17 protein-coding genes are annotated in these 15,583 nt (G+C 64.7%); 6 read left to right on the top strand and 11 right to left on the bottom strand.

All coding sequences use genetic code 11. The annotated features are described in order from the left end of the window. The first annotated feature begins 19 nt into the window (after positions 1-19). The 3 genes from F4Y72_03585 to F4Y72_03575 are packed head-to-tail and all read left to right on the top strand — an operon-like array spanning position 20 to position 1,894. Positions 20-484 (top strand): mobile mystery protein A, encoded by a 465-nt coding sequence (locus tag F4Y72_03585; GenBank protein ID MXZ27370.1) that lies wholly within the window; start codon positions 20-22, stop codon positions 482-484. Beyond that, a complete protein-coding gene (locus tag F4Y72_03580; GenBank protein ID MXZ27369.1) occupies positions 477-1,115 on the top strand; it encodes a mobile mystery protein B in 639 nt (212 codons plus the stop codon). Before F4Y72_03585 ends, F4Y72_03580 begins: the two co-directional genes overlap by 8 nt. Further along, the gene (locus tag F4Y72_03575) at positions 1,112-1,894 is read left to right on the top strand and encodes a hypothetical protein (GenBank protein MXZ27368.1); all 783 of its coding nucleotides are present in this window, start codon (positions 1,112-1,114) and stop codon (positions 1,892-1,894) included. Before F4Y72_03580 ends, F4Y72_03575 begins: the two co-directional genes overlap by 4 nt. Positions 1,895-1,954: 60 nt before the next feature. Here the strand turns inward: F4Y72_03575 and F4Y72_03570 are convergent, their stop codons facing one another. From F4Y72_03570 to F4Y72_03530, 9 genes are read right to left on the bottom strand one after another with little or no spacing between them, the layout of a single operon-like run. Beyond that, on the bottom strand, positions 1,955-2,713 hold the full coding sequence (locus F4Y72_03570) for a DUF2063 domain-containing protein (GenBank protein ID MXZ27367.1): 759 nt from the start codon (positions 2,711-2,713) through the stop codon (positions 1,955-1,957). Further along, entirely contained in the window at positions 2,710-3,537 is an 828-nt protein-coding gene (locus tag F4Y72_03565; protein ID MXZ27366.1) for a DUF692 domain-containing protein, read from the bottom strand. Before F4Y72_03565 ends, F4Y72_03570 begins: the two co-directional genes overlap by 4 nt. 13 nt (positions 3,538-3,550) lie before the next feature. Next, positions 3,551-4,192 (bottom strand): endonuclease III, encoded by a 642-nt coding sequence (gene nth / locus F4Y72_03560; GenBank protein MXZ27365.1) that lies wholly within the window; start codon positions 4,190-4,192, stop codon positions 3,551-3,553. Then, a complete protein-coding gene (locus tag F4Y72_03555) occupies positions 4,189-4,791 on the bottom strand; it encodes a c-type cytochrome (protein ID MXZ27364.1) in 603 nt (200 codons plus the stop codon). The genes nth and F4Y72_03555 overlap by 4 nt, the downstream gene beginning before the upstream one ends. A 16-nt stretch (positions 4,792-4,807) precedes the next feature. Continuing rightward, complete coding sequence (locus F4Y72_03550; GenBank protein MXZ27363.1) at positions 4,808-5,686, bottom strand: cytochrome c oxidase subunit 3; 879 nt, start codon at positions 5,684-5,686, stop codon at positions 4,808-4,810. Beyond that, on the bottom strand, positions 5,686-6,378 hold the full coding sequence (locus F4Y72_03545; protein ID MXZ27362.1) for a cytochrome c oxidase assembly protein: 693 nt from the start codon (positions 6,376-6,378) through the stop codon (positions 5,686-5,688). Before F4Y72_03545 ends, F4Y72_03550 begins: the two co-directional genes overlap by 1 nt. Further along, positions 6,375-7,946: a cytochrome c oxidase subunit I gene (ctaD, locus tag F4Y72_03540; GenBank protein ID MXZ27361.1), complete on the bottom strand. Its 1,572-nt coding sequence runs from the start codon at positions 7,944-7,946 to the stop codon at positions 6,375-6,377. The genes F4Y72_03545 and ctaD overlap by 4 nt, the downstream gene beginning before the upstream one ends. 16 nt (positions 7,947-7,962) lie before the next feature. Then, positions 7,963-8,850 (bottom strand): cytochrome c oxidase subunit II, encoded by an 888-nt coding sequence (coxB, locus tag F4Y72_03535; protein ID MXZ27360.1) that lies wholly within the window; start codon positions 8,848-8,850, stop codon positions 7,963-7,965. A 31-nt stretch (positions 8,851-8,881) separates the two neighbouring features. Next, entirely contained in the window at positions 8,882-9,361 is a 480-nt protein-coding gene (locus tag F4Y72_03530) for a DUF2244 domain-containing protein (GenBank protein MXZ27359.1), read from the bottom strand. Between the two features lie 61 nt (positions 9,362-9,422). On the opposite strand from F4Y72_03530, the gene F4Y72_03525 reads away from it, so the two are divergent. Next, positions 9,423-11,459: a S9 family peptidase gene (locus tag F4Y72_03525; protein MXZ27358.1), complete on the top strand. Its 2,037-nt coding sequence runs from the start codon at positions 9,423-9,425 to the stop codon at positions 11,457-11,459. Between the two features lies 1 nt (position 11,460). Here F4Y72_03525 and F4Y72_03520 read toward each other — a convergent pair whose 3' ends face one another. After that, on the bottom strand, positions 11,461-12,429 hold the full coding sequence (locus tag F4Y72_03520; protein MXZ27357.1) for a pyridoxal-phosphate dependent enzyme: 969 nt from the start codon (positions 12,427-12,429) through the stop codon (positions 11,461-11,463). On the opposite strand from F4Y72_03520, the gene F4Y72_03515 reads away from it, so the two are divergent. Then, positions 12,371-13,189, top strand: a complete 819-nt coding sequence (locus F4Y72_03515) for a cytochrome c (GenBank protein ID MXZ27356.1) — start codon at positions 12,371-12,373, stop codon at positions 13,187-13,189. The genes F4Y72_03520 and F4Y72_03515 overlap by 59 nt on opposite strands. On the opposite strand, the gene F4Y72_03510 is transcribed toward F4Y72_03515, so the two are convergent. After that, on the bottom strand, positions 13,164-14,849 hold the full coding sequence (locus tag F4Y72_03510) for an ornithine cyclodeaminase family protein (GenBank protein MXZ27355.1): 1,686 nt from the start codon (positions 14,847-14,849) through the stop codon (positions 13,164-13,166). The two genes, F4Y72_03515 and F4Y72_03510, sit on opposite strands and share 26 nt — an antisense overlap. Here F4Y72_03510 and F4Y72_03505 point away from each other — a divergent pair. After that, positions 14,659-15,429, top strand: coding sequence for a cytochrome c (locus F4Y72_03505; GenBank protein MXZ27354.1), 771 nt, complete (start codon positions 14,659-14,661; stop codon positions 15,427-15,429). The genes F4Y72_03510 and F4Y72_03505 overlap by 191 nt on opposite strands. Positions 15,430-15,583 lie beyond the last annotated feature (154 nt).

Here is a 15,583-nt window from a genome sequence, read left to right as displayed (position 1 = left end):
GTAATGAATAAATATTCTCATGAACGTTAGACAGACTGTTTCCAGGCAGTATGCCCGGATCGTGGACGAGGCGATGGAGCGGGCCGGGGGACTCAACAAGCCTCCCGAAGGCTGGCTTGCGACGGTCCGCAAGGCGCTCGGCATGTCCGCGCGCCAGGTGGGAGAGCGCGCCGGTGTCACCAAGGCGGCAGTGTACCAGGCCGAGCGCAAGGAACTCGCCGGCGGAGTCACGTTGCGGCAACTCGAGAAACTGGCCGCGGCGCTGGATGCGCGGCTGGTCTACGCCCTCGTTCCGGCGGAGGGCAGCGTCGGCGCGCAACTCGAGCGGCGCGCGCGGGAGAAGGCGGAGCGCGTCATTCGGCGGGCCAGTTCCCACATGGCGCTGGAGCGGCAGGGCTTGCCTGAAAAGCGCGTCGGCGAGCAGGTCAAGGATCTCGCGCTGGAATTTGCACGCGAAGCGAAGCCGGAACTCTGGGATGATTGATAGGGTCGTTGACCCGTACGGAGCCACGCCGCTGACGCCCGACGACATGCGGGGACTCAAGTTGCGCCATGTAACCACTCGCGGGCAACTCGACGAGGTGGAACAGGCAAATGTCGCCCAGGGATTGCGATGGCTGGCGCGAACGCGCCGCGGGGACATCCTGGACGACGCGTTCGTGCGGAAGCTTCACATGCAACTGTTCGGGGATGTGTGGACATGGGCGGGCAGCTACCGCATGCGCGAAACGAACATCGGCATTGCCCCGCCGGAAATTGCGGTTCAGTTGCGCCTGCTGCTCGAGAACGCCCGGATCTGGTGTGAAGAAAACGTTTACCCGCCCATGGAAGCGGCGGCACGGTTTCATCATCGCATGGTGCAGATCCACCCCTTTCCGAACGGCAACGGGCGGCATGCGCGCATTGCCGCGGACGAGTTTCTGAAGCGGTACTTCGACCGTCCGCCTATCGAGTGGGCGAGCGGCCATGACCTTCAGCGCGACAACGAACGGCGCGATGCGTATCTTCAGGCGCTGAGGCGGGCCGATGCCGGGGACTTCGAGGCGCTGTTCAAGTTCGTTGGAGCAGTGCCGGCGGGTAAGATTCGATTCGATCGAATGAGTTGGCCGGGATGAACGAGGAAAGCGGCGGTCGGGCAATTCGCAAGCCGGCCGGCCTGAAGGCGCAGATCGACCTGCCGACGCCGGTGGCGGTGTGGGTGTTCGCGGCGCATGCGATTGCGCTGCTTTCGCCATTGGTGTTGCTTTGGGCGGTGTATGCCAACTGGGATTACGTGGCGTTCCGGGCCAACGCGCCCGGGTTCTTTTTCGTGGCCGTGGCGTTCATGATGGCGTCGGGCGCTTTTGAGTTCGCCCAGAATACGGCGGACCGCTGGTACCTGCTTCCGGGCATGGGCAGTACCACACACCCGGCGCTTGCGGATTTCCTCTTCTACATGTGCAACGCGCTCAGCATGCTGGCACTGATCACGGCCTTCGTGGGCGGCGTCTGGTGGCTCCTGGCGCTCTGTGTGCTGATGGCCGGCGTCTTCGCATTTCTTTACCTGACCGGGCGGCCGCCTTTCACCGCTTTCGGGGTGCTCGGCTTCCTCTCCACGCTTGCGCTCTACTTCACGTTCGACAATCCCATCGTGTTCCTGCAGTTGGTCACCGGGCAACTCACTCTGTACTTCTTCGCGCTGTTGCTCAAGACGCGCGCCCAGTCGCTGCACGGCTGCGTGGCGCTGGTCAGCACCTCGGGGCTATGGGTGATTGCCTGGGCGATATACAGCGGCGCGCGGGGCAGACCGCAGAGCTGGGTGCTGCTTGTCGTGCTTGCGGTGGCCGCAGTGGTCCTGGCGCTCGCGTTGAAGCCGCGCCTGGAGAAGCTGAAGGCGACGCCCCGGCGTTATTGACTCCCGTGAGCGACTTCGAGGGCGGGACGCCGTGGGCGCAATGCCCCTACTTCCAGGCGTTCAGCGGTACGTTCCCAGCAGCACGCCTATGCGGCGGAAGCGGCGGAGGTGTTCCTTTCCCTGCTTGATCAAGGGGGCGCGGGCGTCGGCCGGCGCCTGATGCATGATGTTTTCGAGCAATTCGGCGCCAGTCTGGGTGGCGCCGTCGAGGATCATGGCCAGGAGGCCCGCGGAGAGGACGCCCAGTTCCTCGGTTCGCATCCGTCCGGCGCTGTCGCGCCTCAGGAGCAGGAAGGACGGCACGTCGGGTGGCGAATCGTCTAGCCTTTCGGATTTGCCCTTGTGCACGGGGTAACGCAGCGTCAGCAACCGCAGCAGGGGGGAGGGCGCCGGAACGCCGGAAATGACGTCGCCGTCGGGATCGATCTCCGCGGCCGGCGCCGGGTCCGCGCAGTTCCTTAACCTGCGCTTTTCCGATTCGAACAGGATCAGCTCCCGCAGCCACGCGGGGTCGTGCTCGCGGCGGTGCTGGACCTTTTGGTACCAAGCCTGCAGTTCGCCGGCCAGCCGCGGAAAATACGGTGTTTCGGCGCGGTGTTCGCGCAGGAAGTTTCGGATCAGGGCGGAAAACGCATCTTTGCCGAGCTGCTTGCGCGCGATGGGAAAGTTCGCTGCCAGCAGGCGCGACACGTTGCCGAACACCAGCCGGCGGTAGATGCCGATGCGCCGGTCTTCGGGGCCTTCCGGCGCCGGGTTGGATTGCGGGTCGCGCAGGTGGGCGGTGAGTTGCCGCTGCAGGGCCTGGAAATCGTCGGTCATGCCCAGGTGCGTTGGACGTCGCGGATACGGGTGACTTCGGCGAGCAGCTCCGGCAGCGGCGGCTGGTTGAAGTCGCGCTCGAGGACCGTGGGTCGCGGGCCCAGGCGCTTGTACGCATGCGCCAGCAGGTCCCAGACTTCTTCCTTGACGGATGCGCCGTGGGTATCGATCAGCAGGTCCGGCGCCTCGTCGTAGTGTCCCGCCGTGTGCAAATAAAGCACGCGCTCGGCCGGAATCGCGTCCAGGAAGGCGCGCGGGTCGTAGCCGTGATTGACGCTGTTGACGTAAACGTTGTTCACGTCGAGCAGCAGACCGCAGTCCGCTTCCTCGAGGACCGCGGCCAGGAACTCGGCATCACTCATTTCCGCGCCCATGGATGCGTAGTAGGACACGTTTTCCACCGCGATCCGCCGGCCCAGGATGTCCTGCACCCGCCGTATGCGCCCGGCGACGTAACGCACGGCCTCCGCCGTGCACGGGACCGGCAGGAGGTCGTAGAGCTGCCCCTCGTCGCTCGTGTAGCTCAGGTGCTCGGAGTAAAGCCGCACGCCGTATTCGTCCATCCAGGCGCCGACGTCGCGCACCAGCGCCTCGTTGAGAGGGTGGGGGCCGCCGATCGACAGCGAAAGACCGTGGGCGATGACCGGCCAGCGTTCGGTGAAGAATTCGAGCCGGCTGCCGAGCGCGCCGCCCACGCCGATCCAGTTTTCGGGCGCCAGCTCGAAGAAATCGACCTCTTCGGGCGGTTCCTCCGTGAACGGCTTGAGATACGGGCGGCGGAGGCCGAGGCCGGCGCCGGAGATACCTTTAATTTCGGGGGTCATTTCCCCCGGGATTCTACTCTTTGGGGCGCAGGCGCTTCGGGTATTCGCAGAGGTCGGCGATCACGCAATCGGGGCAGCGGGGCTTGCGCGCCTGGCACACGTAGCGGCCGTGCAGGATCAGCCAGTGATGGGCGTGCATCAGGTATTCCTTCGGCGTCAGGCGCATCAGACGATTCTCGACTTCGACCACGTTCTTGCCCGGCGCGATCCGGGTGCGGTTGGAAAGACGGAACACGTGGGTGTCCACAGCGATCACGGGCACGCCGAAGGCCGTGTTCAGGATCACGTTGGCGGTCTTGCGGCCCACTCCGGGCAGGGCTTCCAGCGCCTCGCGCTCGCGCGGCACCTCGCCCCCGTGCTCCTCCAGCAGGATCCGGCTCAAGGAAACGACGTTGGCCGCCTTGGCGTTGAACAGCCCGATCGTCCGGATGTGCCTGCGAATGCCCGCCTCGCCCAGCTTCAGCATCGAGTCCGGCGTATTGGCTTCGGCAAAGAGCGTCTTCGTGGCCTTGTTCACGCCGACGTCGGTGGCTTGGGCCGACAGCACCACGGCCACCAGCAACTCGAACGGCGAGCCGTAGGAAAGCTCCGTGGTGGGGCGCGGATTCGTCCGGCTCAGCCGCCGGAAGATCTCCGCTCGCTTTTCGGCGTTCAGCGCTCGGCCGTAACCAGGCCCGGCTGGCTCTCGTAGAACTCCGACAGCTCGTTCAACTGCTCTGCGGTGAGCATGTTCAGGAAGGCGTTCATCGAAATGTCGCTGCGTTCGCCTTCCAGGTACTGGCGGATGGTCTCGTTCAGATAGTCGGCATGCTGGCCGGCCAGGTGCGGAAACTCGGTCGTGATGCTGACACCGTTGACGCCGTGGCAGGACACGCAGAAGATCCCCGATTCCGGAGGCGTGACCTCGGTGTTCGCCTCAACGGCGGTCTCCCCCCCGAAGTACGCGCCGATGTCCCTGAGTTCCTGTTCGGTCAGGTCGGCGGCCTGCGCATGCATCCCGTCGTGTTCGCGGTCGTCGCCCGCATAGCCCTGCAGAGCCTTGACGATGTAGTTGGGGTTCTGACCTCCCAGCTTCGGCACGTGGTACGGCGGATAGGTGGTCATGTTGCCTTCGATGCCGTGACAGCCGAGGCAGGGCTCGGCGAGTATGCGCCCGCGCTCCGGGTCGCCCGCGGTCGGGTCGTCCTGGGCCGCCAGTTGCGAAGACAGGGCCGCCGTCACCAGGAAGGCCGCCAGTTGCAGTTTCTTACTCATTCGCACAAAGCCTCTGCTACAGCACGTAAACGAAGATGAACAGGCACACCCACACCACGTCAACGAAGTGCCAGTACCAGGACACGGCCTGGAAGCCGAAGTGTTCGTTGGGCGTGAAATGCCCTCGCAGGATGCGGATGTAGGTGACGATCAGCATGATCACGCCCAGCGTGACGTGCGCGCCGTGGAATCCGGTCAGCATGAAGAACGTGGAGCCGTAGATTCCGGTGCTGAGCCTGAGGCCGAGGTCCTGGTACGCGTGCACGTATTCATAGGCCTGGACGTACAGGAACACGGCGCCCAGAATGATCGTCAGCAGGGTGCCGATGTTCAGCAGCCTGCGGTTGTTGTTCTTCAGCGCGTGATGCGCGATCGTGATCGTGACGCTGGACGTGAGCAGCAGGGCCGTGTTCAGAAGCGGCAGGCCGCCCCAGCCGATGGTCTGGAAGTTGCCTTCGGCGTCGCCGCCGATTTCGCCCGGGCCGTTGGTGGGCCATTCCGACTCGAACCCGGACCACAGCAGGCTGTTGGTGGCCTCGCCGATGCCGTCGCCGCCCAGCCAGGGCACGGCCAGCACGCGGGCGTAGAACAGCGCGCCGAAGAAGCCGACGAAGAACATGACTTCGGAGAAGATGAACCACGCCATTCCCTGGCGGAACGAGCGGTCAACCCAGTCGCTGTAGAGACCGGCGATGTTCTCCCTGATCACTGTGCCGAACCAGCCGAACATCATGAACGTGAGTCCAGCCAGGCCGAGCAGCAGCACGGTCCTGCCGGCGTCCGAACCGTTCAGCCACAACGCTCCCCCGAGCGCCATGGCGAACATGGACACCGAGGCCACGATGGGCCAGGGACTGCCATGCGGTACGAAATAGTCCGATTTCGTGTCGGCCATCAACTTCCTCCTAAACCGGGTTCGGCGGTAAACAGGGTGTAGGCCAGCGTCACGGTCTCAACGTGCGCCGGCAGTTCGGAATCAATCGTGAAGCGCATCGGCAGCTCGCGCCGCTCGCCGGCCGCGAACGCCTGCTCCTCGAAACAGAAGCAGACCTGCTTGGAAACGTAACTCACCGCCTCCAGCGGCCGCACGCTGGGCCGCGTGACGGAAATGACGTCATGCGGAAGCAGGTTCTCGGCGTAAAACACGGTCTCGGCCGTGCGCCCGGGCGTGACCTCGATGCGAAGGTCGCCGGGCTGGAACTCCCAGGCCGCCGGGTTCATCGTGTTGGTCAGAAACTCGACGGTGACCGTTCGGTTTTCGTCGATTTCCGAGGCGACGGCGGCGCCGGAAGGCTGGGTCGCGCGCGTGAGCCGCTCCGAGTCCAGCCCGGTGAGTTCGCAGAAAACCTCGTACAGCGGCGTCAGCAGGAACGCGAAGGCGAACATGCCCGCCACCGCGCCGCCCAGCGTCAGCACCAGGCGCCGGTTGCCGGCCTTGCGCTTGTCCGGCTTCACGCGCCGCTCCTTATCCACTGCGCCAGGATGAAGCCGCCGTAAAACGCCATCGCCAGCAGCACCAGCAGGGCGGCATGGACGCGTCTTCGGGATTTCTGGAACATGGGCGTGCCGGGAATCGCCTGGACCTATACCTTGGGCGCCGTCTCAAACGTGTGGTACGGCGCCGGCGAAGGCACGGTCCATTCCAGGCCCTCCGGCTCGTCCCAGACCTTGGTGCTGGCCGTCTCCCCGCCCTTGACGCACTTGATCAGCATCCAGACGAACAGCAGTTGCGAGAGGCCGAAACCGAACGCGCCGACGGTCGAGATCATGTTGAACTCGGTGAACTGGATCGAGTAGTCCGGGATCCGCCGCGGCATGCTGGCCAGGCCCAGGAAGTGCTGCGGGAAGAACAGGATGTTGACGAAGATCGTCGACAGCCAGAAGTGCCACTTGCCCAGCGTTTCGTTGTACATGTGGCCGGTCCACTTGGGCAGCCAGTAATAGACGCCGGCGATCACGCCGAAGATGGCGCCCGGCACCAGCACGTAGTGGAAATGCGCCACGACGAAGTAGGTGTCGTGGTACTCGATGTCCGCGGGCACCAGCGCCAGCATCAGACCGGAGAATCCGCCGATCGTGAACAGGATCACGAACGCGATCGCGAACAGCATCGGCGTCTCGAAGCTGATCGAGCCGCGCCACATCGTCGCCAGCCAGTTGAAGATCTTCACCCCGGTAGGCACGGCAATGAACATGGTCGTGATCATGAAGAACAGCATTCCGGCTGCCGGCATTCCCACGGTGAACATGTGGTGCGCCCAGACGACGTACGACAGGAACGCGATGGCCGAAGTCGCGATCACCATCGACACGTAGCCGAACAGGGGCTTGCGCGAAAACGTCGGAATGACCTGCGAAATGATCCCGAAGGCGGGCAGGATGAGGATATAGACCTCGGGATGCCCGAAGAACCAGAAGATGTGCTGGAACATCACCGGGTCGCCGCCGCCGGCCGCCAGGAAGAAGCTGGTGTCGAAGTAGCGGTCGGTGAGCAGCATCGTGATGGCCCCGGCCAGCACAGGCATTGCGCCGATCAGCAGGTAGGCCGTGATCAGCCAGGTCCAGACGAACAGCGGCATCTTCATGAAGCCCATGCCCGGCGCGCGCATGTTGGTGATGGTCACGATGATGTTGATCGCGCCCAGGATCGAGGACGCGCCCAGCATGTGCAGCGAGAACACCACGAACGGGAAGGCGTCGCCGGTCTGCAGGATCAGCGGCGGATACAGCGTCCAGCCGCCCGCCGGGGCCCCGCCCGGCATGAACAGCGTGCCCAGCAGCAGCAGAAAGGCCGGCGGCAGGATCCAGAAACTCCAGTTATTCATGCGCGGCAGCGCCATGTCCGGCGCGCCCACCATCAGCGGGATCTGCCAGTTGGCCAGGCCCACGAAAGCCGGCATCAGCGCGCCGAAGATCATCACCAGCGCGTGCATGGTGGTCATCTGGTTGAAGAAGTGCGGGTCCACCAACTGCAGGCCCGGCTGGAACAGCTCGGTGCGGATGATCAGCGCCATGGTGCCGCCCACCAGGAACATGATCAGGCTGAACACCAGGTACAGCGTGCCGATGTCCTTGTGGTTGGTGGTGGTCAGCCACCGCCACATTCCCGAGGCGTGCGGGCCGTCGTGATGTTCTTCGTGTGTCGTGTCGCTCATATTCGATTACCCCGGATTATCGGGAGGCTGCGCCGCCGGCTGCGGCGGGCACTGTCTGGCTTACTACGGCTTCGGGCGCTTCGAGTTCTTCGGGCTCGGGCTCGGCCGGCGCCGTGAGCCCGGCCACCCATGCGTCGAACTCGTCCTGTTCCAGGACCTCGACCACGATCGGCATGAACCCGTGTCCGCGCCCGCACAGCTCGGCGCACTGGCCACGGTAGGTGCCCGTCTTCTCGGCCTTGAACCAGGTTTCGTTGATCGTGCCCGGCACCGCGTCGCGCTTGACGTAGAACTCCGGCACCCACCAGGCGTGGATGACGTCGTTGGAGGTGAGCTGCAGCTTCACCTTCTTGCCCACCGGCACGACCATCGGCTTGTCCACGTCGCGCAGGTAGTGTTCGTGCAGTTCATGGCCCGCGCCCACCATTGACGCGGCATTGCTGGCGTCGTCGATGTTGCTGAAGAAGCTGATGCCGTGGTCCAGGTACTCGTAGCGCCATTTCCACTGGTAGCCGGTGACCTTGATCCTGAGATCGGCCGCCTGCGTGTCCTCCATTTCGATCAGCACCCGGGCGGTGGGGATGGCCAGGCCGACCAGGATCAGGACCGGAACGATAGTCCAGATGATCTCGGCCTTGGTGCTGTGGCTGAACTTCGCCGCCTGCGCGCCCTGCGACTTGCGGAACTTGACCAGCGAGTAGCCGAGCACACCGAACACGACGATGCCGATGATGGTGCATATGATCAGGGCCAGGTGGTGCAGGTTACGCACCTTTTCTCCGAGTTCCGTCGCGCTGGCGGGGAAGTCCAGGGCCCAGTCCGCTGCCGCCGGCGTGGCGATGGCCAGCGCGGCCGCGGCGATTCCGATAAACAGCCAGCGGCCGTGTGCCTTGCTGCGATACATCAAACCGTTGCTCCTTACTGCTTTCTACTTGCTATTTCTGCGCGGTAACCGGCACGCGCGTCAATTCGCGTAAACGCCGGCACAACGACTGCCTTTCTTCCTCCGTGAGACAGGCGGCCAGTTCGCAAGACGCGCCGCCGGCCCCCAAAAAAAGGCGCCCAGGCAAGGCAGGACTCGCTCCCGGTTCTATCCAGGCCCGGGTCCAGGACCGGGGGAATTCTACCCGTTCCTGACGGCCCGCATAACCCCTGCGCACGCGCACGAAGCGTTGGCCGAAACGAATGGTTTCGCGATAGCGCCCGCGATGCACGGTAATGGCCAGCGCGATGCCCAGAACGGCCAGTTCCAGGCCGGCGAACGGCAGGATCAGCCAGTAGCCGCGAAGCGCCCAGGCCACCGCCACTCCAAGCACCGGAAGCGTCATCGCGACGAACAGCCAGAACGCGCCGCGGCCGGTGAAATTGCAGTTGGGGCGGATTACGATTCGGGGGGCAGGATCGCCAGTCTTCATCGAGCCCCGATTGTACCTGGGAGCGAGTATCCTTGCGGTCCCCAATCAGGATCATCCGAACATGAAACTACGTATTGCACTGCTCCTGCTGTTCATCGCCCCCGCGCTGCACGCCGGCAAGCCCAATTTCGCGCCCGAAGACGTGTTCTCGCTGGCCTACGCCAGCGATCCCCAGGTGAGTCCCGACGGCTCCTTCGTGGTCTATACCCGCAACTTCATGGACATCATGGAGGATCGGCGCCGCTCCAACCTGTGGCGCATCGACGTTGACGGGGACAACGCGCGGCCGCTCACCACCGGCGCGGTGAACGACAGGGGCGCGCGGATCGCGCCGGACAACGATCGCGTGGCCTATCTGTCCAGCGACGGCCGCGGCACGCAGATATTCGTTCGCTGGATGTCCAGCGGCGAGACGCTGCAGGTCACGCGGCTGGACCGGGCGCCACGCAATCTCGCCTGGTCGCCGGACGGCCGGTGGCTGGCGTTCGCGCTGCTGGTGCCTTCCAAGCCGCCCACCATGGGCTCGCTGCCCGCCAAGCCCCAGGGCGCGAACTGGGCCAAACCCCCGGAAGTGGTGCAGCGCGCCGTGTTCCGGGCCGACGGGGCAGGGCGCCTGCCGTACGGCTTCACGCACCTGTTCGTGGTTTCGGCCGACGGCGGCGCACCCAGGCAACTGACCTCGGGCGACTACAACCACGGCGGCTCGATCGCCTGGTCGCCCGACAGCTCAAGCCTCTATTTCAGCGGCAATCGCAACGAAGACGCCGAGCTCAATCCGTCCAACTCCGAGATCTACCGGGTGAGCCTGGACGGGGGCGATGTCGAGGCCGTGACCGACCGCGACGGCCCCGACAGGTCGGTCGCCGTTTCGCCCGACGGGAAGATGCTGGCCTGGACCGGCTACGACGACCGCGTGCGCAGCTACCAGATAACGCACCTGTACGTGATGAACAGCGACGGCAGCGAGCGCCGCCAATTGCTTACGGACCTCGACCGCGAAGTGTCGCGCCCGCGCTGGTCCGCCGACGGCAAGGGCCTGTACTTCGCCTATGAAGACCAGGGCCGGACCCGGCTGGCCTATGTCGATTTGCGGGGCAGGCTCACCGACGTGACCAGCGAGATGGGCGGCCTGGCGCTGACCCGTCCGTACACCGGCGCGCAATATTCGCTGGGCGGCAACGACACCTACGCGATCACCCGCGGGGACGTCCTCTCGCCCGCCGATATCGCGGTCGGCCGCGGCACGGACGAGCCCCGCCGACTGACCCGGCTGAACGCCAATCTGCTCGACTATCGCGAGTTGGGGCAGGTTGAGGAGTTCTGGTACCCGTCCAGCTACGATGGCCAGGACATCCACGCCTGGGTGGTCTGGCCGCCGGGCTTCGATCCTTCGAAGAAATACCCGCTGCTGCTTGAAATCCACGGCGGCCCCCATGCCGCCTACGGCCCGCATTTCTCGGTGGAAGTGCAGCTTTTCGCCGCCGCCGGCTACGTCGTGGTCTATGCCAACCCCCGGGGCAGTTCGAGTTACGGCGATGCCTTCGGCGGCTACATCCATCACAACTATCCCAGCGAGGACTACGACGACCTGATGTCGGCGGTGGACGCGATCATCGACCGCGGCGCCATCGACACCGACCGGCTCTACGTGACGGGCGGAAGCGGCGGCGGCGTGCTGACCGCCTGGATTGTCGGCAAGACCGACCGCTTTGCGGCCGCGGTGGTGGCCAAGCCCGTGATCAACTGGATCAGCTTCGCCTTGAGCGCCGACTACGCGCCGCTGTTCTCCAAGTATTGGTTCCCGGCCCTCCCGTGGGACGACCCGATGGGCTACTGGGAGCGCTCGCCGCTGTCGCTGGCCGGTGAGGTCTCGACGCCCACCATGCTCCTGACCGGCGAAGAGGACTGGCGCACGCCCATGTGGGAGTCGGAGCAGTACTACCAGGCGCTGAAGCTGCGCGGCGTGGAAACGGCGCTGGTGCGGGTTCCGGGCGCTTCGCACAGCATCGCCGCGCGGCCCAGCCAGCTATTGGCCAAGGTCAGCGCGATCCTGGAGTGGTTCAAGCGCCACAACGGCGAAAGCGAATCGGACGAGTAGGCTACCGGTCCTTCACCCATGGCAGTTTGTCCGGATCGACGTTGCCGCCCGACAGGATGATCCCGACGCGCCTGCCCTGAAATTTGCCGGGTTGCGCGAGCAGCGCGGCCACCGCGACGGCGGCCGACGGCTCGACGATCAGTTTCAGGCGCTCCCATGCCAGCCGCATCGCGTCCACGATCGACTCTTCGCTGACCGTGATGATCCCGGTCACATGGTCGCGCATGATCGGAAACGTGAGTTTCCCAAGCGTGGTCAGCAGTCCGTCCGCAATCGACTTTTTCCCGGTTGAAGGCATGATTCGGCCGGATTTCAGGGACTGCCATGCGTCGTTCACATTTCTCGGCTCCGCCCCGAACACGCGCGAGGCCGGGCGCAGGCTCCTTGCCGCCAGGGCCGTGCCGCTCAACAGTCCGCCGCCGCCCACCGGCGCGATCACCGTATCGATGTCGGCGACCTCCTCAAGCAGCTCCAGGACGGCGGTCCCCTGTCCGGCGATGACCCGGGGGTCGTCGAAAGGATGAATAATCTCCGCCTGCGTGCTTTCCGCGACCCGCGCCAGCGCGTCGTCGCGCGCCTGAGGCGTCGGCGCGCAATAGACGATCCTGGCGCCATGGCCGGCAACGGCCTTTTTCTTGATCGCAAGCGCGTTATTGGGCATGACGACCGTGACCGGGATGCCGCGCCAACCGGCGGCCATGGCCAGCGCGGCCCCATGGTTGCCCGACGACTGCGTGGCGACGCCGTGTCGTGCTTGTTTATCGGACAGTGAAAAAACCGCGTTGGTGGCGCCGCGCGCCTTGAACGCGCCGGCTTTCTGCAGGTTCTCGCACTTGAAGAAGACTTTGGCGCCCGAGACTTCGTTGACCGCGTTGCTGCTCAACACGGGCGTTCGGTGAACATACGGCCCGATGCGTTCGGCAGCGCGCCGAATATGCTCTATGGAAGGAACGCCATCACCGGATCTCATTTCGTCAAAATTGTATGTTCCGCCGGCCCAAACGCTTTGCATCGCGCGCGGCATTTGGTACAGTTCGCGCCTGTTGCCCGAAGTTCTCGAAAACTGCTGTCCGACGATGAAAAGAATCGCCCTGCTTAGCCTGTTGGTCTTCACCGTTCCGCTTGCCTCCTACGCTGCCGAGCCTGACCTGGAGCGCGGCAAAGAACTGTATTTCTTGTGCAGCACTTGTCATGGGCCTGCGGGCGAAGGCAATGCGCTACTGAATACGCCCGCTGCCGGCAAGCAGGACACCTGGTACGTGGAGCGGCAATTGATCAATTACCGCGCCAACCTGCGCGGCTACTGGGATCCACTGGAGGACATTTACGGCAATCAGATGAGAAACTTCGCGATTGCCCAGGTGCCGGACGAGCAGGCGATCATCGACATGGCGGCCTATATGCACTCCCTCGAGGCGCCGACGCTGCCCGTAACCGTGGAGGGCGACCCGGAGGAAGGCCGCAAGATTTACGAGGAGACCTGCATCGCCTGTCACGGGCCGAACGGAGAGGGCTCGACGTTGTTGGGCTCGCCGCGGATCTCCAACCAGTTCGACTGGTATCTGCTGCGGCAACTCGACGACTTTCTGAGCGGCGCGCGCGGCCAGCAGCGCGATGACATCTTCGGCACGCAGATGCGCTACATGGCGCAGGTGCTCGACACCGAGCAGAAGCGCAAGGACGTCATCTCCTACATCGCCTCGTTCAAGTACACCGAACAGCCCGACTGACCTGAGAATTCTCCGCGATGTAATGGGCGGCGGCCAGGTCCTGAGCGACGTTGCCGAGGCTCGTGTAGAGCGTTATCTCGTTTTCGCTTCGGCGCCCCTCGACGGAGCCGTCGATCACCGCACCGATTTCGCCGGCGAGGTCGCCTTCGCCGAGAAAGCCTTCTTCGATCGCCAGCAGGATGTCGCCGGCCTCCTTCATCGCGAAGTCCGTGATTTCCGTGAACACACGCGCGCGGCCCATCGTCTCGCCGTCGGCCTCCCGGGTCGTGGGCGAGTGCGATCCCACCAGGTTGACGTGACAGCCTTCCGCTAGCCGGCGGCCTTCGATAACGGGCTCCGTGGCCGCGCTCACCGCGCAGACGATGTCTGCGCCGCTTACCGCCTCGCGCGCCGTTTCGACGGGGGTCACGGCGACATCGTCGTCCGCATGGGCGGCGGCGAAGCGTTCGGCCTTCTCCAGGCTCGGCCCCCACACCCGAACTTCTCGAACCGGACGCACGCAGCGCATCGCTTCGAGGTGCGTTTCGGCCTGCACGCCGTAACCTAGAAGGGCCAGCACGGAAGCGTCCTCGCGGGCCAGCGCGCGGGTGGCGGCCCCGCTGGCTGCGGCGTTGCGGATACCGGTCACCGAGGCGCCTTCAACCAGCGCGGCGGGCGTCCCGGTTTCGAGGTCGAAAAGCAGGATGCAGCCCTGGATCATCGGCAGTCCGCGGGCGGGGTTCCCGGCATAGAGACTAATGAGCTTGGCGCCGAACGCGACGGGGGTGTCGCCGGGCATGATTCCCATACCGCCCTTGCCGCCGGCGACCGGGACGAAGGACCTGAGCGGGGGCGTGATTTCGCCCCGGTTGATCGCCGCCTGGGTGTCCGCCATCAGGTCGATGCACGCGTCCATCCGCAGGACGCGCCGCACCGTGTCGGCATCAAGGAAGGGAATGTCCGTCATTCCGCGTCTGCGTCGTGCGCCTTGCCGAGGTACAGCGAGGGTCCGTAGACCTGCCTGCCATCGACCTCCAGCCGGATCCGGTAGCGCCCCGGCTCGGGAAAGGTCACGTCTTCCAGCGGCAAGTTGAGCTGCGTCCTCGGCGGGGCGGCCGAACCGGGCGATTCCTCGACCTCGCTGAAGCCCTGGATCGTGAACACGGCCTTGTCGCCGGGGTCCAGCAGCTCGATCAGAAACGGCACGCGCCCACGCTCGCCGTCGTTCCAGCTCACCAGCCCGGCAAGCCGCATGCGCGGCTGGCGGGCGGGAAACGAAGGCGCCCGAAGCTCGTCGAATATGCCCCGGATCTCCAGTTGCCCGGAATCGTCGGAACCGGCCCGGTGGCAGAAGAAAAGTGCGCACTCCATGTGTGCAGTGTACCCACCATTCAGCGTAAAATATGCGGGTTGAAAGCGTGCGAGTCTTGTAACAGTTTACGGAATCGGATACCTTTCGCGCCGGTTTGCCAGAGAAGCAGAGGAACAGTATGAAGCGCTTTGCCTGTTTGATGATCAGCGCCGCCGCCATGGTCGCGGCGGGAACCGCCATGGCCGCCGGCGATGCCGCCCGCGGCGAGGCCGAATTCGCCGTTTGCGCCGTGTGCCACGGCGAGCAGGGCGAGGGCTTCGAGAAATACGGCGCTCCGAAGATCGGCGGCCAGGAAGACTGGTACATCATCCTCTCCCTGACGAACTTTCGCGCCGGCGCGCGGGCCAGGGACAACTGCGACGTAGCGGACGTGGCCGGAACGTTGGAACGCGCCAAGGCGGAGTCGCCCGAATACGCGGAGATCGAGGCCGAACTGGCGACCCACTTCGAGGGCGGGCTGCCCTCCGGCGGCGCCTGCAGCCAGCCGTCGGCGGACGTGCATGGCTCGTTGATGCGGGCGATCGCTCTGACATTGGAAGACGACCAGTTGGTTGAAGACCTGGCTGCCTATGCCACTTCCCTTACGCCGCCCTTGCCGCCGGTGACAGTCGAAGGCGACGTCACTGCCGGCACGACGGGCTACGCAACGTGCATTGCCTGCCACGGCGCGAACGGCGAGGGCATCCAGGCACTGAACGCTCCCGCGGTTGCCGGTCAGCATGACTGGTACACGCTAAGACAGCTGATGAATTACATGTCCGGCGTTCGGGGGACGAATCCGCAGAACATAACGGACATGCAGATGCGGCCCATGGCTCAAGTCCTGATTACGCCCGAAGCCATAAAGAACGTAACTGCCTACATCAACACGTTCACCGCGGACCAGTAGGATCACCTACGCAGGCGTGCAACTGCGAGGCCCGAACGGGCCGCTTCACGCATCCCGCTGCTGCGGATCGCATTCTTTACCTATAGTCTAGGAATAGATTCTATATACCTGTTAATAAACAGGTAATCATTCCTCATTTCCACGCGATCAGCCG

The organism is Gammaproteobacteria bacterium (assembly GCA_009838035.1).
Lineage (GTDB): Bacteria > Pseudomonadota > Gammaproteobacteria > Steroidobacterales > Foliamicaceae > Foliamicus.
This window is presented reverse-complemented; position numbering and strand designations above follow the sequence as displayed.

Excerpts from the sequence above, each read along its gene's own strand:
- coxB (MXZ27360.1), bottom strand. The coding sequence starts at position 8,850 with ATGTATCGCAGCAAGGCACACGGCCGCTGGCTGTTTATCGGAATCGCC.
- F4Y72_03570 (MXZ27367.1), bottom strand. The coding sequence starts at position 2,713 with ATGACCGACGATTTCCAGGCCCTGCAGCGGCAACTCACCGCCCACCTG.
- F4Y72_03580 (MXZ27369.1), top strand. The coding sequence starts at position 477 with ATGATTGATAGGGTCGTTGACCCGTACGGAGCCACGCCGCTGACGCCC.
- F4Y72_03525 (MXZ27358.1), top strand. The coding sequence starts at position 9,423 with ATGAAACTACGTATTGCACTGCTCCTGCTGTTCATCGCCCCCGCGCTG.
- F4Y72_03510 (MXZ27355.1), bottom strand. The coding sequence starts at position 14,849 with ATGATGTACCAGTCTTCCTGGCCGCCGATCTTCGGAGCGCCGTATTTC.
- F4Y72_03530 (MXZ27359.1), bottom strand. The coding sequence starts at position 9,361 with ATGAAGACTGGCGATCCTGCCCCCCGAATCGTAATCCGCCCCAACTGC.
- ctaD (MXZ27361.1), bottom strand. The coding sequence starts at position 7,946 with ATGAGCGACACGACACACGAAGAACATCACGACGGCCCGCACGCCTCG.
- F4Y72_03520 (MXZ27357.1), bottom strand. The coding sequence starts at position 12,429 with ATGAGATCCGGTGATGGCGTTCCTTCCATAGAGCATATTCGGCGCGCT.
- F4Y72_03565 (MXZ27366.1), bottom strand. The coding sequence starts at position 3,537 with ATGACCCCCGAAATTAAAGGTATCTCCGGCGCCGGCCTCGGCCTCCGC.
- F4Y72_03585 (MXZ27370.1), top strand. The coding sequence starts at position 20 with ATGAACGTTAGACAGACTGTTTCCAGGCAGTATGCCCGGATCGTGGAC.
- F4Y72_03505 (MXZ27354.1), top strand. The coding sequence starts at position 14,659 with ATGAAGCGCTTTGCCTGTTTGATGATCAGCGCCGCCGCCATGGTCGCG.
- F4Y72_03575 (MXZ27368.1), top strand. The coding sequence starts at position 1,112 with ATGAACGAGGAAAGCGGCGGTCGGGCAATTCGCAAGCCGGCCGGCCTG.
- F4Y72_03555 (MXZ27364.1), bottom strand. The coding sequence starts at position 4,791 with ATGAGTAAGAAACTGCAACTGGCGGCCTTCCTGGTGACGGCGGCCCTG.
- F4Y72_03515 (MXZ27356.1), top strand. The coding sequence starts at position 12,371 with ATGCGTTCGGCAGCGCGCCGAATATGCTCTATGGAAGGAACGCCATCA.
- F4Y72_03550 (MXZ27363.1), bottom strand. The coding sequence starts at position 5,686 with ATGGCCGACACGAAATCGGACTATTTCGTACCGCATGGCAGTCCCTGG.